Origin of the sequence: Pseudomonas salomonii, from assembly GCF_900107155.1 — a bacterium.
Lineage (GTDB): Bacteria > Pseudomonadota > Gammaproteobacteria > Pseudomonadales > Pseudomonadaceae > Aquipseudomonas > Aquipseudomonas salomonii.
The window spans coordinates 322,334-341,515 of record NZ_FNOX01000005.1 but is presented as its reverse complement, the minus strand read 5'-3'; the positions used below and the strand labels follow the sequence as shown (position 1 = coordinate 341,515).

Here is a 19,182-nt window from a genome sequence, read left to right as displayed (position 1 = left end):
CGCGCTCAGGCGAGTTCATCCAGCAAGGCCAACAAGGTTTCGCGCTTTTCGGCGCCTAACTGATCAATCAATTTTTGCTGCGCCGCTTCCCACGCCGGTAACGCCGCTGCCAGCCGCTCTTCGCCGGCTTGCGTCAGCAGCACCAGGCGGTTGCGCAAGTCATCACCCTCGACCAACTGCACCAGGCCTTCGCCTTCCAGCACGCGCAAGTTGCGCCCCAGGGTGCTGCGATCCAGGCCCATGGCGTCGGCCAGGCTGGAGATGCTCGGTTGGTCGAGACGCTGCAAGTTGCACAGCAAAGAATACTGGGCGACGTTGATCCCGAAGCCGTCGAGAGCGCCGTCGTAATGCCTGCTGACGCCACGGGCGGCACGTCGCAGGTTGGTGCATAAACATTGGGAGGCAAGCATGGAACGTGTATATACCCGCGATTAAGGAAATGCAAGAAAGTGTTACAGGGCCAAACCGATCAATACCGCGACTTCCAGCAGCTCCAGCAACGCACCGGCTGTGTCGCCAGTGGTGCCGCCCAACCGGTTGACCATCAAGTGGCGCAGGCCGATAAAACACAGCGCCGCCAGCAAAACCGCCAGGCCACCGCTGAAACCGCCGATCAGGATGCAGGCCAGGCCACTGAGGATCAGCACCTGTTGGCCGACAACTCGCGGTAAATGGTCCGACAGCGCCTGACCCAGACCGCCTGCACGCACGTAGCGTGTCGTCAGGAACAGCGCCAACATCGAAGCACGCCCGATCAACGGCGCCAGGATCAATGCCGCGCCATTGTGTTGCTCGATCAGCGCCACCAGCGCGGTGAACTTGAGCAACAGCACCAAACCCAGGGTGACCACGGCAATCGGCCCGCTGCGCGGGTCTTTCATGATGGACAGGGTGCGCTCGCGGTCGCCGAAGCCACCGAGCCAGGCATCGGCGCTGTCCGCCAGGCCGTCCAGGTGCAGGCCACCGCTCAGCAACACCCACGCCGTCAGCAATAAGGCGGCATGCAGCAACAACGGCGCGCCCATCAATACGCTGTTCAGCGCCCATAACAGCACGCCGAACAACAGCCCGACCACGGGATAAAACAGCAGCGAACGCCCCAATTCCTGAGGCTGCGGCATGCCCGGCAAACGAATCGGCAGGCTGCTGAGAAATTGCAGGGCGATCCAGAACGGCAGCATCGTCAGGTTCCTTCCTTCAACACGCCATCGGCGGCGACTTGCAGGCTGAACAGCCCACCGTGGCCGACCTCGACATTCAATAACTGCTCACGTGGCAAACCTCGCGCCTGCGCCAAAAGCAGACGCATCACGCCACCGTGGCTGATCAGCAACACACGCTCACCGGCATAGGCCTGATGCAAGCGTGAGACGGCGCCCAGGACACGGCGGGAAAAGTCGCTGACCGGCTCGCCCTCAGGCGGTGTGAAGCTGTAGGGGTCGGCCCAGAACAGGCCCAGCCCTTCGGCGTCGGTTTGCATCAGCGCCGCTGCGCTGTGCCCTTCCCAGGTGCCGAAGTGCAATTCCTGCAGGTCTTTTTCCAGGCTCACCGGCACATCGAGGCGTGCGCCCAACTCTTGGGCGAACAGCGCGCAACGTTGCAACGGCGAACTGATCACGCGATCCCACGGCCCTTGCTCTGCCACGGCGGCGCGCATCTGTGCCCACCCCTTGTCGGTCAGGGCGTCGTCGAGGCTGCCGCGCAGACCGCCACCCAGCTCGGTTTCGCCGTGGCGCAAGAGGTCCAGGTGCAAGGTCATGCCGGGCGGTCTGCCACGGCCGCTTCGGCGAATGTCGCCATTTGCCCGTGCAGCGCACACGCCAGGCGCAACAACGGCACCGCCAGCGCGGCACCACTGCCCTCACCCAGGCGCAGGCCGAGTTGCAGCAAGGGTTCGGCGCTAAGGTGTTGCAGCACATGACGATGGCCCGGCTCGGCGCCACCGTGGCCGAACACCAGCCATTCGCGACACGCCGGGTTCAGGCGCGAGGCAACCAGTGCGGCGACGGTGCAGATAAACCCGTCCACCAGCACGACGATACCTGCTTGTGCGCAGGCCAGGTAAGCACCGACCAAGGCGGCGATTTCAAACCCACCGAGGTTGAACAAGGTATGCAATGCGTCATCGCGCTGTTCGGCATGCAGGGCCAGTGCGCGCTCGATGACCGCTACCTTGTGGCTGACGCCCTGGGCGTTCAAACCGGTGCCCGGGCCTGTGAGGTCGCTGACCTTGCAATCGAGCAGCGCGCACGCCAAGGCACTGGCGGCGGTGGTATTACCGATGCCCATTTCGCCACCGATAAACAGCTGGGCGCCGCTTTCCAAGGCGCGACGTGCGCTGTCACGACCGGCTTGCAGTGCCAGGCGCCCCTGAGCTTCGGTCATGGCCGGACCGTTGACGAAATTGGCAGTGCCCGCACCAATGTTCAGGTGACGCACACCGGGCAGGTTCAGGGACGGCGTCACTGTGCCGAGGTCGACCACTTCCAGCTGCGCATCCAGCTGGCGTGCCAACACACTGATGGCCGCACCGCCGGTCACGAAGTTGTGCAGCATTTGCCCGGTCACTTCCTGGGGAAACGCCGACACGCCCTCGGCGACCACGCCATGGTCACCGGCAAAAATGGCGATCCATACGTGGTCCACCAACGGTTTGACCTGGCCTTGCAGGCCGGCCAGTTGCACCGCTACAGCTTCGAGCTGGCCGAGCGAACCGGCCGGTTTGGTCAGCTGCTGCTGGCGCGCCAGCGCTTGTTCGTGCGCCGCCGTGTCGACGGCCTTGCAGGGGTTGAGCCACCAGGTGTCAGTCATAACGCAGTACCTTTCAAAGTCAGGGGCAGGCCGGCGACCGTCAGGACAACACGCTGACACCGCTCGGCCAAGGCTTGATGCAGCCAACCGGCTTCATCCACATAGCGGCGAGTCAATTCGCCCAGCGGCACGACACCCATTCCGGTCTCGTTGCTGACAAAAATGATTTCTCCCGGCAGCGCTGCCAGTGCGTGCAGCAATTGATCGCGCTCCAGCGCCAGGCGCGCCGGGTCTTCGAGCATCAGCAGATTGGTGAGCCACAGCGTCAGGCAATCCACCAGCAGGCAACGCCCGGCAGCGGCGTTTTCGCGCAGTACGCGAGCCAGTTCGATGGGCTCTTCAATCAGGCCCCAATGATCGGGACGCCGCTCACGGTGATGCGCGACGCGTGCGCTCATCTCGCCGTCCAGCGGTTGGCTGGTGGCGATGTAGATGACGGGCAAGGTGCTGTCGCTGGCAAGTTTTTCGGCCAGGCGGCTTTTGCCGGAGCGGGCGCCGCCGAGGATTAGTTGATGCATGGGATAGCGCCTTGTTCGGCGGGTGGAGAGGTTGGGGTGTGCAGCGGCGTATGGGGTGAACCAGATGGGCATGCAGTAGCCGAGCCATCGCCATCGCAGGCAAGCCAGCTCCCACAGGAAGGCAGATCTGCTTTTGATCTGGCTTTTGATGTTGATCTCAGTCGCCCCGTTAAACCACGCTGGCCGAACGCAGGTTTGAAGCCGTGGGTAACCCGGCAGGACGCCGGGTTAGCCGCGCTGGGCCAAGGATGGCCCATCGCGGCGGCCCACGGATTCAAGCCTGCGTTCGGGCACACCGAGCCCAGGCGAGGTGCCGAGTGGTGGGGCGAAGACTTTTTGGTTACTTTTGTGTCTTTACAAAAGTGACCCGCTGTAAGAGCGGAACCATAAGTGGCCGTTACCCAGCTTACGGATATGTACACCGACAAACCGCCATCGCAGGCAAGCCAGCTCCCACAGTTGGATTGTGTGTGCACGGTTAAAGCCCGCATAGCTTGCGCAACAACGCGGTATCCAGGTGGTTTTCCACCAGGTCCGCCAAACGCTCGATATCGCGCTCGCGCAAGGCGTGATAATCCACCTCCTGCACGTCCTGTAACCCAGCCCAGCGCAACAAGGCGCTGCACGCGGCGGGGCTTTCGAACAGGCCGTGCAGGTAGGTGCCGAGGATCTGCCCGTCGGCACTCTGGGCGCCGTCACTGCGGCCATCATCCAGCTGCACGGCGGCGTTCGCCAGCGCTTCACCGCACGTCACGCCGGCGTGAATCTCATAGCCACTGACCTCGGCATCTTCCAGCAACAAACGCCCACGCACATTGCGCAGTTGCTTCTCCTCCTCCAGCGTCGTACTGAACGCCAGCAGCCCCAAGCCTTCACTGGAACCAGCCGGCCCTTCCAGCCCGAGCGGGTCATGCAGCTGCTCGCCGAGCATCTGCAAACCGCCGCAAATCCCCAGCACCTTGCCACCGTAGCGCAAGTGCCGAGCCACAGCAGTGTCCCAGCCGTTGGCACGCAGATAGGCCAGGTCACTGCGCACGCTTTTGGAGCCCGGCAGGATAATCAGGTCGGCCGGCGGAATCGGCTGGCCCGGCCCGACAAACTGCAAATCCACCTGCGGGTGAAGGCGCAGCGGGTCGAAATCGGTGTGGTTGCTGATGCGCGGCAATACCGGCACCACCACCTTGAGCACTTGCGCGGCCTTGTCGATCTGGCGCTGGTCGATGCCATCTTCGGCTTCCAGGTGCAGGTCCATCACGTAAGGCAGCACGCCCACCACGGGCTTGCCGGTGCGCGCTTCCAGCCAGTCGAGGCCAGGCTGCAGCAAGGCGATATCGCCGCGAAACCGGTTGATGATAAAGCCCTTGACCCGCGCCTGTTCAGTCGGCGCAAGCAATTCCAGGGTGCCGACCAGATGGGCGAACACGCCGCCGCGATTGATGTCGGCAATCAACAGCACCGGGCAGTCCACCGCTTCGGCAAACCCCATGTTGGCAATGTCATTGGCGCGCAGATTGATTTCCGCAGGCGACCCCGCGCCTTCCACCATCACCACCGGGTAGGCCGCGCTCAGGCGTGTGTGGGAGGCCAGCACCGCCTGCATCGCGATGGCTTTATAGTCGTGATAAGCCACGGCGTTCATGCTGGTCACGGCGCGACCGTGAATGATCACTTGGGAACCGGTGTCACTGTTGGGTTTGAGCAGCACCGGGTTCATGTCGGTGTGCGGTGCGAGGTTGGCGGCCTGGGCTTGCACCGCCTGGGCGCGACCGATCTCGCCGCCTTCAGCGGTCACGGCACTGTTGAGCGCCATGTTCTGCGGCTTGAACGGCGCCACCGCGATGCCCTGGCGCACCAGCCAGCGGCACAGCGCGGTCACCAGAGTACTTTTGCCCGCGTCGGAGGTGGTGCCTTGCACCATCAGCGTACTCATGGGGCGTCCTTGTAGACGGCCAGGGCTTCGTCGAGTCGCAGCCAATCTGCCTCAGTATCGGGCAAGCCAAAGCGCAGGCTGCTGTCGTGGATAAACAGGCGCAGCAGAATGCCGCGCTGGGCCATGAATTCATGCATGCGTTCGGCGTGTGGGGTGATCAACCACTGGAACAAGGCGCAGCCGCCGTGGGGTTGAAAACCGTGGCGTTCGAGCAGGTCAAACAAGCGCCGGCCCGCTTCGATACAGCGCTCACGCTGACGAACCTGCCCGGCGGTATCACCCAGGCACACTTGGCCGAGTACACGGGTCGGGCCGCTGACGGCCCACGGCCCAACCTGCTCGGCCAACAGCCGCAGCAACCTGCGCTCGGCCAGCACGAAGCCCAGGCGCACACCGGCCAGGCCGAAAAATTTGCCGAACGAGCGCAACACGATCAGGCCGACATGATGGGTATGGCCGGCCAGGCTCAGCTCTGGAGTGACGTCCATGAACGCCTCGTCCACCACCAGCCAACCGCCGCGCTGGGCCAGCCGCGCGTGCCAGTCCAGCAGGCGTTGCGGGCTCAGGCTCAGGCCGGTGGGGTTGTTGGGGTTGACCACCACCAGCACGTCGAGGCTGTCGAGAAAGAAGTCGACTTCCTGCTCCTGCACTTCGCGCACCACATACCCGGCGCGGCGCCAGGCTTCGGCGTGTTCGGCGTAACAGGGCGACAACACGCCAACCTTGCCGGAGCGGCGCAGGCGCGGCAGCAACTGGATCGCCGCCTGGGAGCCCGGCACCGGCAGCAGGTGGGCGGCGCCGTAATAGTCGCAGGCGGCCTTTTCCAGGCCGTCATCGGCTTCCGGCAAACGCGCCCAGGCGCGCAACGGGATCTCGGGGATCGGCCAGGGCCAGGGCGCGAGGCCGCTGGACAGGTCGAGCCAATCGGCCTCGGCAATCCCGTACTCAATCACCGCCTTACGCAGTCGCCCACCGTGCTCAAGCATACCATTGCGCCCCCGCGCAGAGGATCAACAGCCATAACCAAACGCCACGCTGCACCAGTTGCCAGCCACGGTCGATGGCGTCGGCATCGGCGGCCGGGCCTTCGCCCAATTGCGGGCGTTGATGCAGCTCGCCGTGATAGATCGCCGCGCCACCCAGTTCCACGCCCAAGGCGCCCGCCCCGGCCGCCATCACCGGACCCGCGTTGGGGCTGTCCCAGGTTGGGCCCTGGGTGCGCCAGCATCTGAGCGCCAGGCGAGTTTTGCCCAACACGGCGTAGGTCAGCGCCACCAGCCGTGCAGGAATATAGTTGAGCACATCGTCGATCTTCGCCGCTGCCCAGCCGAAGCGCTCGAAGCGTTCATTGCGATAGCCCCACATGGCGTCGAGGGTATTGCTCAGGCGGTACAACACCACGCCCGGCACACCGGCGACCACAAACCAGAACAACGCGGCAAACACCGCGTCGCTGCCGTTCTCCAGCACTGACTCGGTGGCGGCGCGGGCGACTTCGGTGCTGTCCAGCTCGCTGGTCTGGCGACTGACCAGATAACTCACGCGTTTGCGCGCTTCATCCAGATCACCGCTGCGCAACGCCTGCGCAACCGGCATCACATGCTCACCCAGGCTGCGCATGCCGAGCGCCAGGTACAGCGCCAGGATTTCCAGGACCCAGCCAATATAGGGCGCCCATGACAACGCAGTGGCCAGCAGCGTCAGCGGCACCACGGCGATAAACCATGCGGTCACGCCGTGGCTGCGCCAGCCACGGCCACCGGTGTTGAAACGTTGCTCGATGCGCCCGGCGAAATTGCCGAACGCCACCAGCGGATGCCAGCGCCTGGGTTCGCCCAGCAGCGCATCCAGCGCCACCGCAGCGACACACAGCAAGGCCACACTCATTGACTCACTCCCCACACATTTTCATACAACATGTCACTCAGCGGCCGTGGTTCGGTCCAGCCTTCGAGTTGCAACATCGGTGCCGGGTAGAACTCGGCGACCGGGCCCAGGCACAACACGGCCAGGGGTTTGGCGCCGGGCGGCAGGCCCAGCAGGTCGGCCAGCGCCTGTGGCTCGAACAGCGAGACCCAGCCCATGCCGAGGCCCTCGACACGGGCGGCCAGCCAGAGATTCTGAATCGCGCAGGACAACGACGCCATGTCCATCTCCGGCAAGGTGCGCCGGCCAAAAATATGGCGCTCGCGGTCATCCATCAACGCGGCCACCAAGACTTCGGCGCAGTCGTGGATGCCTTCGACCTTGAGCTTCATGAATTCGTCGGAGCGCTCGCCCAAGGCTTCGGCGGTGCGCACGCGTTCTTCCTCCACCAATTGCTGGATTTTCCCACGCAGTTGACGGTCGCTGATGCGGATAAACCGCCAGGGTTGCATCAAGCCCACGCTGGGCGCCTGGTGTGCGGCCTGGAGCAGGCGGTGCAGCAATTCGGGCGCGACCGTGCCGCCGGTGAAGTGGCGCATGTCGCGGCGTTCGGCGATGGCGCGGTAGACGGCTTGGCGGTCGGCGTGGGGATAGGCGTTGTTGGTCATGGCCCTATCGCGGGCAAGCCCGCTCCCACATTTGCAATGCATTCCCCTGTGGGAGCTGGCTTGTCGGGTCGCCGCATCGCTGCGATAGCGGTCTCAATGCTCGGCGCAAAGAGCGCGGCCACCGCCGTCGGATTGGACGGAAAGTAAAAGTGCACATAAGAAGCCGTCATCCGCCCCTGCCGATACACCGCTTCCGCCCCGCGCCCGCCATTGGGGCTCAGGCCACGGGCAATCGGCTGCCATTCGGTGCTGGTCAGGGAATGGTGATAGGTGTGACCGCGCAGCACGCCTTCGGGCAAATCGACACTTTGCAGGGCCAGGGCCGCGAGTTTCTTTTGCATCACCGCATCGCCTTGCAACAGGCCGACCAGTTCGGCACGGGTGCCGTGCACGTCGGTGAGCGAATCCAACAGGTAGAGCATGCCGCCACATTCAGCCAGCAGCGGTTTGCCAACCGCATGATGGGCGCGGATAGCCGCAAGCATCGGGGTGTTTTCAGACAGTGCCTGGTGATGCAATTCGGGATAGCCACCGGGCAGGTAGAGGCTGTCGGCGTCGGGCAATTGGCGATCGTGGATCGGCGAGAAAAACATCAGCTCTGCGCCCATTGCCCGCAACAGATCCAGGCCGGCGCCGTAGGTGAACGCGAAGGCTTCATCACGGGCCACGGCAATGCGCACACCGGCCAACAGCGGCTCAGCTTCAATCCGTTGCGGCGCGGCGAAGGTCACCGGCGGCGGCAACGCCACTTCGCAGCTGCTGCCCAACGCCTGGGCTGCGGCGTCCAGACGGGCATCAAGGTCATTGAGTTCACTGGCTTGCACCAGGCCCAGGTGACGACTCGGTAATTCAATCCCCGTTTCACGGGACAACGCGCCATACCAGCGCAGGCCTTCGGTGAGGCTGCCTTCGAGCAACTGCGCATGACGCAAGGTGCCGACGCGATTGGCCAGCACACCGGCGAATGGCAAGTCCGGCTGATAACGCGCCAGGCCCAGCGCCAGGGCACCGAAGGTCTGGGCCATGGCGGTGCCGTCAATCACACCGAGCACCGGCACACCAAAGTGCCGCGCCAGGTCGGCGCTCGAGGGCGTGCCGTCAAACAGCCCCATTACGCCTTCGATGAGGATCAGGTCAGCCTCGCCCGCCGCTTCCCACAACAACCGGCGGCTTTCCTGCTCGCCCACCATCCACATGTCCAACTGATACACCGGCGCACCGCTGGCACGCTCGTGGATCATAGGGTCGAGAAAGTCCGGCCCGCATTTGAACACGCGCACTTTGCGCCCCAGGTTGCGGTGCAAGCGGGCGAGCGCGGCGGTGACGGTGGTTTTGCCCTGGCCGGACGCCGGTGCGGCGATCAATACGGCTGGGCAATGACGGGGCTGGTTCAAAGTTCGACGCCCTTCTGTGCCTTGATACCGGCCTGGAACGCGTGCTTGAGCATGCCCATTTCGGTGACGGTGTCGCCCATTTCAATCAGCTCGGGCTTGGCGCCACGGCCCGTCACCACAACGTGCTGCATGGGTGGGCGGGCCTGCAGGTCGCTGAGTACCTGGTCCAGATCGAGGTAGCCGTGCTTGAGCGCAATGTTCAGCTCGTCCAGCACCACCAGGCCGATGGACGGGTCTTGCAGCAATTCGCGGGAAACCGCCCAGGCGGCTTCGGCGGCGGCGATATCGCGCTGACGGTCCTGGGTTTCCCAGGTGAAGCCTTCACCCATCACATGGAAACGCACCTGCTCGGGGAAGCGCCGGAAAAACAGTTCCTCGCCGGTGCTGTTGCGCCCCTTGATGAACTGCACCACGCCGCATTGCATGCCGTGGCCCATGGCGCGGGCGAGCATGCCGAACGCCGAGCTGCTTTTGCCTTTGCCGTTACCGGTCAGCACCAGCAGCAAGCCGCACTCGTTTGGGGAATTGGCGATACGCTCGTCGATCACGGCTTTTTTGCGCAGCATGCGCGCCAGGTGGCGTTCGTCGCGGTCGGGGGAATCAGTCATGGCAGCTCTCCGTTGGGGCTGGACAAAAACGGCGGGCAGGAAAAAAGAAAAACAGACAGCCAAGCATCGCCCACCGTGATGCTGTTGGATGATCCAGGCCGGTCTCCGGGCTCATAAGTGGCGCTCTGCTTATAGCGCGAGCAGGCCAACGGCGCGCCTTCCCATATCACGCGGATACAGTGGCAAAAGGCACCGTTTTGACTCATTTACCGTTGCGGGGGCAGCGCCGGAATTGCGGCTGCGCTGTGTACAAGCGCGCTCACTCACCGGCTTCCCTGTTTCACTCTGTCGGCACATCGGCCACAGAGCACCTGGAACAAGCGGCGAAGGTTAGTGGGTTGGGGGTGGAGCGTCAATTAAAGCTGGCCTTGCACTTGAACCATCCGACTGCCGTGCTTCTCTACCGTTACAGGTATTAAGGAGAAAACCATGCACAAAACCAGACTCGCCTTACTGATCATGCTGGCAGGCACCCTCGCCGCCTGCGGTGAAAGCTCTACCTTGCAGGTCTCGGACGGCACCGGGCCATCGCCCAAACTGCCGGAGCCGAACAAAACCCTGATCCCCACCGTCAACATCGCCCCGGCGATCGGATGGCCGGACGGCGCCAAGCCGACAGCCGCCGCCGGTACACAAGTGGCGGCGTTTGCCGAAGGCCTGGATCACCCGCGCTGGCTCTACGTGTTGCCCAATGGTGATGTGCTGGTCGCCGAAACGAACTCGCCGCCCAAGCCGGACGACGCCACCGGCATTCGCGGCTGGGTGATGGAGAAGGTCATGGGCCGCGCCGGCGCGGGCGTGCCAAGCCCGAACCGCATCACACTGCTGCGCGATGCCGACCATGATGGCGTGGCGGAGACGCGCACAGTGTTTCTGGAGAACCTCAATTCGCCGTTTGGCATGACACTGGTGGGTAACGACCTGTACGTCGCCGACTCGGACAAGCTGCTGCGCTTCCCTTATCAGCCGGGCGAAACCGCGATCAAGGCAGCCGGCACCAAAGTCGTGGACCTGCCCGGCGGCAGCATCAACCACCACTGGACCAAAAACGTGGTGGCCAGCAAGGACGGCAGCAAGCTGTATGTGAGTGTCGGCTCCAACAGCAACGTCGGCGAAAACGGCCTGGAAGCGGAACAAGGCCGCGCGGCGATCTGGGAGGTGGACCGCGCCACGGGCGAGCACCGAATTTTCGCTTCCGGCCTGCGCAACCCCAATGGCATGGCGTGGGAACCGCAGAGCGGCAAGCTGTGGACGGCAGTCAACGAGCGCGATGAGATCGGCAGCGACCTGGTGCCGGACTACATCACCTCGGTCAAAGATGGCGCGTTTTATGGCTGGCCCTTCAGCTATTACGGCCAGCATGTGGACGTGCGCGTCTCGCCGCAAAACCTCGACCTGGTCGCCAAGGCCATTGCGCCGGACTATGCCGTGGGGCCGCACACCGCGTCCCTGGGACTGACCTTTGCGGAGGGTAGCAAACTCCCGGCGCAATTCAGCAACGGCGCATTCATCGGCCAGCATGGTTCGTGGAACCGCAAGCCGCACAGTGGCTACAAGGTGATTTTCGTGCCGTTCGAAGGGGGGCAACCCAAGGGGCAGCCGGTGGATGTGCTGACCGGTTTTCTCAATAAAGACGAGAAAGCCATGGGCCGGCCGGTGGGCGTGGTGATTGATCAGCAGGGGGATTTGCTGGTGGCCGATGATGTGGGGAATAAGGTGTGGCGGGTGTCGGCAGCTAAGTAACTGCCTTGTATGGGGCTCATGTGGGAGCTGGGTTGCCTGCGATGGTATCGCCTCGGTTTAATGACAGACCGAGTCGCCTGTATCGCAGGCAAGCCAGCTCCCACACAACCAGCTCTCACACTTGGAATTGCCCAAGTTACGGATTACGCGCCAGGCTCGCCGGCAGCACGCGCTTGGCGCTCAGGTAGGCATTCTGCCAATAGGCCTTGGACAAGGTGTCCAACTTCACCGTACCGCCCGTTTGCGGCGCGTGTACGAATCGGCCTTCACCCACGTAGATACCTGCGTGGCTTACTCGGGAGCCGCCGCCGGTGGCGAAGAAGATCAGGTCGCCGGTTTGCAGGTTGTTTTCGCTCACATCCTGAGCGCGCATCACGATCAGTTCGCGGGTAGTGCGCGGCAGGCTGATGCCGGCGGCGTCACGGTAGACAAAGCCGATCAGGCCACTGCAATCGAACCCGGAGTCCGGCGTGTTGCCGCCCCAACGATAAGGCGTGCCGACCAGGCCCAGCGCACGGAAGAGCACGTCTTCAGCAGCCGGCGAGAAATTCTGGGTGGAATAGTTGAACACCGGCTTGGGCTTGACCACAACAGGCGCAGGCGGCGGTGGACGGCTTGCGCAGGCGCTGAGGAGCGCGGCGCAAACAAGAAGAATGAGGCGTGCTGAGGTCGACATGGGCAGAACAATCCTGATCTGGATGCGGCTTTGGCTGCCGAACGCTGAAAACCAGAACGCGCAAGCAAAGCTCGCGCGAACGGATTACAACAATGTCCAGGGATTCTAGCGCTTACACGTCAAACTTCAAGTATCACTTTAACTTTACTTACTAGCGGTAACCGTAGTCGGGGCCATGGCGAGTGCGCGCTTGGCTTCGATGAAGGTCTTGCTCCAGTAGCTGTCGCCCAGGTTGTCGACTCGAACACCGCCACTGCGACGACTGCTGGAGTGGATAAACTGGTTATCGCCCAGGTAGATACCGGCGTGGCTTACACGACCACGGCCTGCCGTACTAAAGAAAAGCAGATCACCCGGCTTGAGGTTGTTGCGTGCGACCAACGGTGCATCCACGTTGATCATTTCGCGTGTCGAGCGTGGCAAATTCATGCCGGCTTCTTCACGGAACAGGTAGCCGATAAAGCCGCTGCAGTCGAAACCGGCTTCGGAGGTACCGCCGAAACGGTAACGGGTACCGATCAGGGACATGCCGCGCTCGAGGATGCTGTCGGCCAGGACCGGGAGCTGGTAAGGCTTGCTGCCAGCAAAGGCGGCGAGTTCTTTTTCGGTTGCCTGCTCTTCTTTATAAAGAGCTTCCTCATAAACAGTGGAAGACTGCGCTGCAACAAATTTGGCCTGGGACTGTTGTGCCGGTTTTTGCTGCTCAGCCACGTTTTGAGTGTGGGTGGCGCAACCAAACAACAGGGTAACGAGTGCGAGGGGCACGAGGGGTGCGAAGCGATTTAGCATGGGCACGACCGTGGCTGATGTGTAAAGAAGTCGAGACTATGCCCTCTATCACATCGATTTGCAAATTCAATCGTGCTCTATGTGACTTCTTGTTTGGACGATGACATCTAAGCCCTTAACACCCTATTTATGCCTGTTGCGTGGCCAAACCGGCCCAAACGCAGGTTTTCTGGCGCCTGTAAGTTGCCGAAAACCTTGCTGGACAAGGGCTGGCTACCAGCCGAGGGTTTCCTTGAGAAACGGAATGGTCAGCTTGCGTTGCGCCTGCAAGGAGGCTTGATCGAGCTGTTCGAGCAACTCGAACAACGCGCTCATGCTGCGGGTGCCACGGGTGAGGATAAAGTGCCCGACTTCGTCGGTGAGGTGCAGACCGCGACGCGATGCGCGCAGTTGCAGGGCACGCAACTTGTCTTCATCGGAGAGCGGGCGCATCTGGAAGATCAGCGCCAGGGTCAGGCGTGACTTGAGGTCAGCCAGCTTCACCGGCAGCTCACGCGGCGAGGTGGACGCAGCAATCAACAAGCGCCGGCCGCTGTCACGCAGGCGGTTGAACAGGTGAAACAGCGCCTCTTCCCACTCTGCCTTGCCGGCGATGGCCTGCAGGTCATCCAGGCACACCAGTTCGTATTGCTCAAGGTGGTCGAAGATGCCGATGCCACGGTCCATCAACTCAGCCAGCGGCAAATAAACTGCCGGCTCGCCCATCTGCTCGAAGCGCAGGCAGGCCGCCTGCAACAGGTGGGTACGCCCCACGCCGTGTTTGCCCCACAGATAGATCAGGCTTTCAGTCCACCCGGCGTCGGCTTCGCAGAGCCGCTCGACATAGCCGAGTGCAGCGGCATTGGCGCCTGGGTAGTAATTGATAAAGGTGGCGTCGTCACGCAAACGCACACCCAAGGGCAGCTGAATCGGTTTCATGCTGACTGAACGGCTCCAAACGAACCGTTAGTGGCCTCTGTGTAAAGTTTGCAAAGTTTATACCCGTGAAGCCGGGCGCACAATGCAGCAGACCACAAGCAAAATCAAAGGTTTGCGTTAACTTGGGGCGATTTGCGCAAATTGTTTGACACCCCGCCCCAGAAACAACAAACCCGGCTTGGGCCGGGTTTGTTGCGAAGCGGTTACAGATCCGGGTCTTCAACCCCGGTATACGCGTCCGAATCCTTATACAGATCATGCACGTGGCGCACCAACACCATGATCACCGCTGCCACCGGCAGTGCCAGCAAGATGCCGGTAAAACCAAACAGCTCACCGCCCGCGAGGATCGCAAAGATCACCGCCACCGGGTGCAGGCCAATGCGGTCACCCACCAGCAGCGGCGTCAGCACCATGCCTTCCAGGGCCTGGCCGACCATGAACACCGCGACAATCCCAAGCATCGGGTACAGGTCGCCGCCAAACTGGAACAACCCGGCCACCAGCGCCGCACCGATACCAATCACAAAGCCCATGTACGGCACGATGGCCGCCAAGCCTGCGATCAAACCGATCAACAGCCCCAGCTCCAAACCAATTGCCATCAGGCCCGCGGCATAGATGATCCCCAGTGCCAGCATCACCAGCAGCTGGCCGCGTACGAACGCGCCGAGCACCTCATGGCATTCTTGCGCCAGGGAAACGATGCGCTCTTCGTTGTTGCGTGGCAGCAGGCTGCGGATCTTGGCCATCATGATGTCCCAGTCCCGCAGCAGGTAGAACGCCACCACCGGGATCAACACCAGATTGGTCAACCAGCCGATCAAGGCAAGGCTGGAGGCCGTGGCCTGGCTGAGCACCACACCGACAATATCGGTGGTCTGGCCCATATGCTCACTGATCGCCGCCTTGACCTTGTCGAACTTCCAGAAGCCATCCGCCAGCCCCAGCTTGGCCTGGGCCCACGGCATGGCCGTGTGCTGCAACCAGTCGAGCATTTGCGGCGCCAGCTCATAGAGGCGAAACAGCTGCTTGGCCAGCATCGGCACCAACACCAGCACCAGGGCGGTGATAATCAGCGTGAACAGTGCAAACACCGCAACCACGCCCAAGGTTCGCGACAAACCGGCTTTCTCCAGGCGATCCACGACGGGATCGAACAGATAGGCGAGCAGCAACGCGACCAGGAACGGCGTCAGGATCGAATGCAGCAAGAACACAAAAACGCACAGCAGGACAACCCCACCAAGCCACACCCAACGACGCGTATCCGCCATAAACCACTCCATCTCTCATTTGCTTCCTTCTATCTATATAGAAGGAAGATCACCTACCAACGAAAACGTAACTGCGCCTGCGGCTCCGGGGCCGCCGGCGGCTGCGTGCCATCGGCGACCGGCGGTTGAACCGGCGCTTCGCCCGCAGGCACTTCCTGCAACTTGGCCAGGCTCAACTGCGTGCGCAACTGATCAGCACTGCCGTTGACCCGATACACAATGCGATTGCCGTCCACCCACTGCGGCTGAGCGCCAAAGGGTTCAAGCAGATGGCCCAAAGCGGCATAGCGCTCCAGGTTCATGCCCTGCACTTCGAGCAGCTGTTCAGTGCTCACACCTGGCTTGACGGCAAAGCGTGGGGCCAGTTTTTGACTGACCGCCAACATCACGGCATCGGCCACCGCGCCAGTGTCAGCGCCTTGGGCGGTGCCCTGCTCGCTCTTGTCGCCCAACCACAGGCGCCATTTGGCCTGCCACTGGCTGCCTTCCTGGCGCGCGTGCACGGCCAGCAAGGCGTCGGCGCCGTAGCGTTCGGAGGCGGCGCGCAAGGGCGTGGCGTCGGCACTTTCCAGATTCGGTGCAGTGGCGACGACTTGCTCATCCAGATCACCCAGCGGCAAACGCAACGGCAAGCCGCGGTGTTGCGCGGCACGGCGCAGTGCACCGGCTATCGCCTGGCCATCACCGACCAGGCTGCTGCCGTCAGTGGAATCGTTGAGCCACCAGCCGAGGATCGACGGCCGATTGCTGCCCCAGATCGACAGGCCCGCTTCGCGCAGGGCGCGATCGGTGCTCACGGGGTCGAAGTCTACTTGCAGGCTTTCCGGCGGGCCGGCGTCGTAGCCGTATTGGCTGATGATTTGCTGCGGGTCTTTGCGGATCGCCGCCAGGCCTTGGCCTTCGGCGGCCTTGGCATCGCCGGTCAGGCGGATCACCAGGGTTTGCACGGCGCGTTGGGTGGCCTGGTCACGCTCTTGGGGCGACTGGCTGGCAACCGGTTCAAGTACTTGATAAAGGCCATTGAGGGTTTCGGCATGACTCGCCAGGCTGACCAACGACAAGCAGCCTACAAAGAAGACATTACACAGACGCATGGAAGATTCCCGAACGACAAATTTAGCGGCTGGAACAGACCGCGTGAACTCGGCTTGGCAAGGCTGTGACCACAGCAGCCGGTAAAACATTCACAGGGTCATGGCAGTTTTTGTACTGTCATAACGATAGCGGGTTAAAGGCTATACCTTAATACACGCCATTACCGGCTCGATTAGCATTTTTTTAACCGGCTTTTTTAAGCTATATGGCCCTGCCCGTCGGCCCGAGGATGGCCGCTGCCCCTCAAGCCTGATAAAATCGCGCGCCTTCGCAGACCGTCAGCGGCTGGGCCTTTTATCAAAAGCGCCTGCCGGCTCGGTCGTTACCCAGAAATCCCCCCTAAAGGCCTGGATCATGAGCAAGCAACCCTCCCTGAGCTACAAGGACGCCGGTGTAGACATCGACGCCGGTGAAGCATTGGTCGAACGCATCAAGAGCGTCGCCAAGCGCACTGCGCGCCCCGAAGTCATGGGCGGCCTGGGCGGTTTTGGCGCCCTCTGCGAAATCCCGGCCGGCTACAAGCAGCCTGTGCTGGTGTCCGGCACCGACGGCGTGGGCACCAAGCTGCGCCTGGCACTGAACCTGAACAAGCACGACACCATCGGTATCGACCTGGTTGCCATGTGCGTCAACGACCTGGTGGTGTGTGGCGCGGAGCCGCTGTTCTTCCTCGACTACTACGCCACCGGCAAGCTGAACGTGGACACCGCCGCTCAAGTGGTCACCGGCATCGGCGCCGGCTGCGAACTGTCGGGTTGCTCCCTGGTCGGCGGCGAAACCGCTGAAATGCCGGGCATGTACGAAGGCGAAGACTACGACCTGGCCGGTTTCTGCGTCGGTGTTGTCGAAAAAGCTGAAATCATCGACGGTTCCAAAGTCGCAGCCGGTGACGCCCTGCTCGCCCTGCCATCGTCCGGCCCGCATTCCAACGGCTACTCGCTGATCCGCAAGATCATCGAAGTGTCCGGCGCCGACATCGAGAACACCCAACTCGACGGCCAGCCGCTGACCGACCTGCTGATGGCCCCGACCCGGATCTACGTGAAGCCTTTGCTCAAGCTGATCAAAGACACCGGCGCCGTCAAAGCCATGGCCCACATCACCGGCGGTGGCCTGCTGGACAACATCCCGCGCGTGCTGCCAAAAGGCGCACAGGCGATTGTCGACGTGGCAAGCTGGACCCGTCCTGCCGTGTTCGACTGGCTGCAAGCGCAAGGCAATGTCAACGAAACCGAAATGCACCGCGTACTGAACTGCGGCGTGGGCATGGTCATCTGCGTGGCGCAAGAGCACGTTGAAACCGCACTGAACGTACTGCGCGAAGCGGGCGAGCAGCCTTGGGTTATCGGCCAGATCGCGACCGCCCCGGAAGGCGCGGCCCAGGTTGAACTGAAGAACCTCAAGGCTCACTGATGCCTGAGACCTGTGATGTCGTGGTGCTGCTCTCCGGCACCGGCAGTAACTTGCAGGCCCTGATCGACAGCACGCGCGCCGGCGACAGCCCGGTGCGCATCGCTGCGGTGATCTCCAACCGCAGCGACGCCTACGGCCTGCAACGCGCCAGGGACGCGGGTATCGATACCCGCTCGCTGGATCACAAGGCGTTCGAAGGTCGCGAGGCCTTCGACAGCGCCTTGATCGAACTGATCGACGCCTTCAACCCCAAACTCGTGGTACTTGCCGGTTTCATGCGCATCCTCAGCGCCGATTTCGTGCGGCACTACCAAGGGCGCCTGCTCAATATCCACCCGTCCCTGCTACCCAAATACAAAGGGTTACACACGCACCAACGCGCTCTCGAGGCCGGCGACACGGAGCATGGCTGCAGCGTGCACTTTGTCACCGAGGAACTCGATGGCGGGCCTCTGGTCGTACAGGCAGTGGTTCCGGTAGAGTCTGCAGATTCGGCGCAGACACTTGCGCAACGGGTTCACACCCAGGAACACAGGATTTACCCGCTGGCTGTTCGCTGGTTTGCCGAGGGACGATTGATTCTCGGCGAACAGGGTGCATTATTGGACGGTCAGTTACTCGCGGCCAGCGGCCACTTGATTCGAACCTAGGAGATTTTATGCGTCGCGCCCTGCTCTTCGCTTTTGCGCTGTTCGCCTTGCCCGCCGTGCAAGCAGCAGACCTTCACCCTTTCTCCGCCAGCTACACCGCCGACTGGAAACAGTTGCCCATGAGCGGTTCGGCCGAACGCAGCCTGGTCAAGAATGACAACGGCTCGTGGACCCTGAATTTCAAGGCGTCCATGATGATCGCCAGCCTCACCGAGACCAGTGTGATCCGTCTCGACAAAGATGCCCTGCAGCCCGTGAGCTACAGCTTCGAGCGTGGCGGCCTGGGCAAGTCGAAGAAGATCAACCTGGACTTTGACCAGACGGCCAAGAAAGTCACCGGCTTTGAAAACAAAGACCCGGTCAATGTCCCCCTGCAAAGCGGCATGCTCGACAAGTCGACCTATCAGTTGGCGTTGCAACGCGATGTGGCGGCCGGCAAGAAGAGCATGAGCTACATCGTCGTTGAAGGCACCGACACCGACACCTACGACTTCCGCGTGATCGGCCCGGAAAAGGTCCAGACCAAGGTCGGCTCCATCGATGCGATCAAGGTTGAACGTGTACGCGACCCGACTCAAAGCAAGCGCATCACCCAGATGTGGTTTGCCAAGGACCTGGGCGGTATTTTGGTAGCCTTGCGCCAGGTGGAAACCGACGGCAAGGAATACAACATCATGCTGTTGGACGGTACCGTTGATGGCCAGGCTATCAAAGGTAGCTGATACCGTGATGTGATTTAAAAGAGCCTCGCTGAAATGCGGGGCTTTTTTTCGCCTGGAGGTTTTGTGTTGAACCCACTACCGCTATCGCAGGCAAGCCAGCTCCC

20 protein-coding genes and 1 riboswitch are annotated in these 19,182 nt (G+C 62.3%); of the genes, 4 read left to right on the top strand and 16 right to left on the bottom strand.

Translation table 11 applies throughout. From position 1 onward, the window contains the following. Positions 1–5: 5 nt before the first annotated feature. From BLV67_RS13975 to cobO, 11 genes are all read right to left on the bottom strand, one after another. Positions 6–410 (bottom strand): MarR family winged helix-turn-helix transcriptional regulator, encoded by a 405-nt coding sequence (locus BLV67_RS13975; RefSeq protein WP_017134898.1) that lies wholly within the window; start codon positions 408–410, stop codon positions 6–8. A gap of 42 nt (positions 411–452) precedes the next feature. Then, on the bottom strand, positions 453–1,181 hold the full coding sequence (locus BLV67_RS13970) for an adenosylcobinamide-GDP ribazoletransferase (RefSeq protein WP_069788068.1): 729 nt from the start codon (positions 1,179–1,181) through the stop codon (positions 453–455). A gap of 2 nt (positions 1,182–1,183) precedes the next feature. Beyond that, entirely contained in the window at positions 1,184–1,759 is a 576-nt protein-coding gene (gene cobC, locus BLV67_RS13965; RefSeq protein WP_069788067.1) for an alpha-ribazole phosphatase family protein, read from the bottom strand. After that, positions 1,756–2,811: a nicotinate-nucleotide--dimethylbenzimidazole phosphoribosyltransferase gene (gene cobT, locus BLV67_RS13960; RefSeq protein WP_069788066.1), complete on the bottom strand. Its 1,056-nt coding sequence runs from the start codon at positions 2,809–2,811 to the stop codon at positions 1,756–1,758. The genes cobC and cobT overlap by 4 nt, the downstream gene beginning before the upstream one ends. Further along, positions 2,808–3,329 carry a bifunctional adenosylcobinamide kinase/adenosylcobinamide-phosphate guanylyltransferase gene (gene cobU, locus BLV67_RS13955; RefSeq protein WP_065929778.1) on the bottom strand — a complete coding sequence of 174 codons (522 nt, stop codon included), beginning with the start codon at positions 3,327–3,329 and terminating at the stop codon, positions 2,808–2,810. The genes cobT and cobU overlap by 4 nt, the downstream gene beginning before the upstream one ends. Positions 3,330–3,807: 478 nt before the next feature. After that, entirely contained in the window at positions 3,808–5,259 is a 1,452-nt protein-coding gene (locus tag BLV67_RS13945; RefSeq protein ID WP_069788065.1) for a cobyric acid synthase, read from the bottom strand. Next, positions 5,256–6,245 (bottom strand): threonine-phosphate decarboxylase CobD, encoded by a 990-nt coding sequence (gene cobD / locus BLV67_RS13940; protein WP_069788064.1) that lies wholly within the window; start codon positions 6,243–6,245, stop codon positions 5,256–5,258. Before cobD ends, BLV67_RS13945 begins: the two co-directional genes overlap by 4 nt. Then, positions 6,238–7,146, bottom strand: a complete 909-nt coding sequence (gene cbiB, locus BLV67_RS13935) for an adenosylcobinamide-phosphate synthase CbiB (RefSeq protein WP_065929781.1) — start codon at positions 7,144–7,146, stop codon at positions 6,238–6,240. The genes cobD and cbiB overlap by 8 nt, the downstream gene beginning before the upstream one ends. Continuing rightward, positions 7,143–7,793, bottom strand: a complete 651-nt coding sequence (gene bluB / locus BLV67_RS13930; RefSeq protein ID WP_069788063.1) for a 5,6-dimethylbenzimidazole synthase — start codon at positions 7,791–7,793, stop codon at positions 7,143–7,145. Before bluB ends, cbiB begins: the two co-directional genes overlap by 4 nt. After that, positions 7,790–9,187, bottom strand: coding sequence for a cobyrinic acid a,c-diamide synthase CobB (locus BLV67_RS13925; RefSeq protein ID WP_069788062.1), 1,398 nt, complete (start codon positions 9,185–9,187; stop codon positions 7,790–7,792). The genes bluB and BLV67_RS13925 overlap by 4 nt, the downstream gene beginning before the upstream one ends. Further along, positions 9,184–9,795: a cob(I)yrinic acid a,c-diamide adenosyltransferase gene (cobO, locus tag BLV67_RS13920; protein WP_010208674.1), complete on the bottom strand. Its 612-nt coding sequence runs from the start codon at positions 9,793–9,795 to the stop codon at positions 9,184–9,186. The genes BLV67_RS13925 and cobO overlap by 4 nt, the downstream gene beginning before the upstream one ends. Before the next feature lie 79 nt (positions 9,796–9,874). Then, a riboswitch (cobalamin riboswitch) is annotated at positions 9,875–10,125 on the bottom strand. Between the two features lie 99 nt (positions 10,126–10,224). Here cobO and BLV67_RS13915 point away from each other — a divergent pair. Continuing rightward, positions 10,225–11,538: a PQQ-dependent sugar dehydrogenase gene (locus BLV67_RS13915; RefSeq protein WP_065929784.1), complete on the top strand. Its 1,314-nt coding sequence runs from the start codon at positions 10,225–10,227 to the stop codon at positions 11,536–11,538. Positions 11,539–11,674: 136 nt separating this feature from the next. Here the strand turns inward: BLV67_RS13915 and BLV67_RS13910 are convergent, their stop codons facing one another. From BLV67_RS13910 to BLV67_RS13890, 5 genes are all read right to left on the bottom strand, one after another. Then, positions 11,675–12,214, bottom strand: a complete 540-nt coding sequence (locus BLV67_RS13910) for a C40 family peptidase (protein ID WP_065929785.1) — start codon at positions 12,212–12,214, stop codon at positions 11,675–11,677. A gap of 144 nt (positions 12,215–12,358) precedes the next feature. Further along, positions 12,359–13,003, bottom strand: a complete 645-nt coding sequence (locus BLV67_RS13905) for a C40 family peptidase (protein WP_065929786.1) — start codon at positions 13,001–13,003, stop codon at positions 12,359–12,361. 213 nt (positions 13,004–13,216) lie between these two features. Next, complete coding sequence (gene hda, locus BLV67_RS13900; RefSeq protein ID WP_065929787.1) at positions 13,217–13,921, bottom strand: DnaA regulatory inactivator Hda; 705 nt, start codon at positions 13,919–13,921, stop codon at positions 13,217–13,219. A gap of 203 nt (positions 13,922–14,124) precedes the next feature. Next, positions 14,125–15,198 (bottom strand): AI-2E family transporter, encoded by a 1,074-nt coding sequence (locus BLV67_RS13895; RefSeq protein ID WP_056861686.1) that lies wholly within the window; start codon positions 15,196–15,198, stop codon positions 14,125–14,127. 53 nt (positions 15,199–15,251) lie between these two features. After that, complete coding sequence (locus BLV67_RS13890) at positions 15,252–16,292, bottom strand: DUF2066 domain-containing protein (RefSeq protein ID WP_069788061.1); 1,041 nt, start codon at positions 16,290–16,292, stop codon at positions 15,252–15,254. 355 nt (positions 16,293–16,647) lie between these two features. On the opposite strand from BLV67_RS13890, the gene purM reads away from it, so the two are divergent. The 3 genes from purM to BLV67_RS13875 are packed head-to-tail and all read left to right on the top strand — an operon-like array spanning position 16,648 to position 19,078. Then, positions 16,648–17,706 (top strand): phosphoribosylformylglycinamidine cyclo-ligase, encoded by a 1,059-nt coding sequence (gene purM / locus BLV67_RS13885; protein WP_017134881.1) that lies wholly within the window; start codon positions 16,648–16,650, stop codon positions 17,704–17,706. Beyond that, positions 17,706–18,356, top strand: a complete 651-nt coding sequence (gene purN, locus BLV67_RS13880) for a phosphoribosylglycinamide formyltransferase (RefSeq protein WP_069788060.1) — start codon at positions 17,706–17,708, stop codon at positions 18,354–18,356. The genes purM and purN overlap by 1 nt, the downstream gene beginning before the upstream one ends. 8 nt (positions 18,357–18,364) lie before the next feature. Continuing rightward, the gene (locus BLV67_RS13875; RefSeq protein ID WP_065929791.1) at positions 18,365–19,078 is read left to right on the top strand and encodes a DUF3108 domain-containing protein; all 714 of its coding nucleotides are present in this window, start codon (positions 18,365–18,367) and stop codon (positions 19,076–19,078) included. The last annotated feature ends 104 nt before the right edge of the window (positions 19,079–19,182 follow it).

Excerpts from the sequence above, each read along its gene's own strand:
- BLV67_RS13975 (WP_017134898.1), bottom strand. The coding sequence starts at position 410 with ATGCTTGCCTCCCAATGTTTATGCACCAACCTGCGACGTGCCGCCCGT.
- BLV67_RS13970 (WP_069788068.1), bottom strand. The coding sequence starts at position 1,181 with ATGCTGCCGTTCTGGATCGCCCTGCAATTTCTCAGCAGCCTGCCGATT.
- cobC (WP_069788067.1), bottom strand. The coding sequence starts at position 1,759 with ATGACCTTGCACCTGGACCTCTTGCGCCACGGCGAAACCGAGCTGGGT.
- cobT (WP_069788066.1), bottom strand. The coding sequence starts at position 2,811 with ATGACTGACACCTGGTGGCTCAACCCCTGCAAGGCCGTCGACACGGCG.
- cobU (WP_065929778.1), bottom strand. The coding sequence starts at position 3,329 with ATGCATCAACTAATCCTCGGCGGCGCCCGCTCCGGCAAAAGCCGCCTG.
- BLV67_RS13945 (WP_069788065.1), bottom strand. The coding sequence starts at position 5,259 with ATGAGTACGCTGATGGTGCAAGGCACCACCTCCGACGCGGGCAAAAGT.
- cobD (WP_069788064.1), bottom strand. The coding sequence starts at position 6,245 with ATGCTTGAGCACGGTGGGCGACTGCGTAAGGCGGTGATTGAGTACGGG.
- cbiB (WP_065929781.1), bottom strand. The coding sequence starts at position 7,146 with ATGAGTGTGGCCTTGCTGTGTGTCGCTGCGGTGGCGCTGGATGCGCTG.
- bluB (WP_069788063.1), bottom strand. The coding sequence starts at position 7,793 with ATGACCAACAACGCCTATCCCCACGCCGACCGCCAAGCCGTCTACCGC.
- cobO (WP_010208674.1), bottom strand. The coding sequence starts at position 9,795 with ATGACTGATTCCCCCGACCGCGACGAACGCCACCTGGCGCGCATGCTG.
- BLV67_RS13915 (WP_065929784.1), top strand. The coding sequence starts at position 10,225 with ATGCACAAAACCAGACTCGCCTTACTGATCATGCTGGCAGGCACCCTC.
- BLV67_RS13910 (WP_065929785.1), bottom strand. The coding sequence starts at position 12,214 with ATGTCGACCTCAGCACGCCTCATTCTTCTTGTTTGCGCCGCGCTCCTC.
- BLV67_RS13905 (WP_065929786.1), bottom strand. The coding sequence starts at position 13,003 with ATGCTAAATCGCTTCGCACCCCTCGTGCCCCTCGCACTCGTTACCCTG.
- hda (WP_065929787.1), bottom strand. The coding sequence starts at position 13,921 with ATGAAACCGATTCAGCTGCCCTTGGGTGTGCGTTTGCGTGACGACGCC.
- BLV67_RS13895 (WP_056861686.1), bottom strand. The coding sequence starts at position 15,198 with ATGGCGGATACGCGTCGTTGGGTGTGGCTTGGTGGGGTTGTCCTGCTG.
- BLV67_RS13890 (WP_069788061.1), bottom strand. The coding sequence starts at position 16,292 with ATGCGTCTGTGTAATGTCTTCTTTGTAGGCTGCTTGTCGTTGGTCAGC.
- purM (WP_017134881.1), top strand. The coding sequence starts at position 16,648 with ATGAGCAAGCAACCCTCCCTGAGCTACAAGGACGCCGGTGTAGACATC.
- purN (WP_069788060.1), top strand. The coding sequence starts at position 17,706 with ATGCCTGAGACCTGTGATGTCGTGGTGCTGCTCTCCGGCACCGGCAGT.
- BLV67_RS13875 (WP_065929791.1), top strand. The coding sequence starts at position 18,365 with ATGCGTCGCGCCCTGCTCTTCGCTTTTGCGCTGTTCGCCTTGCCCGCC.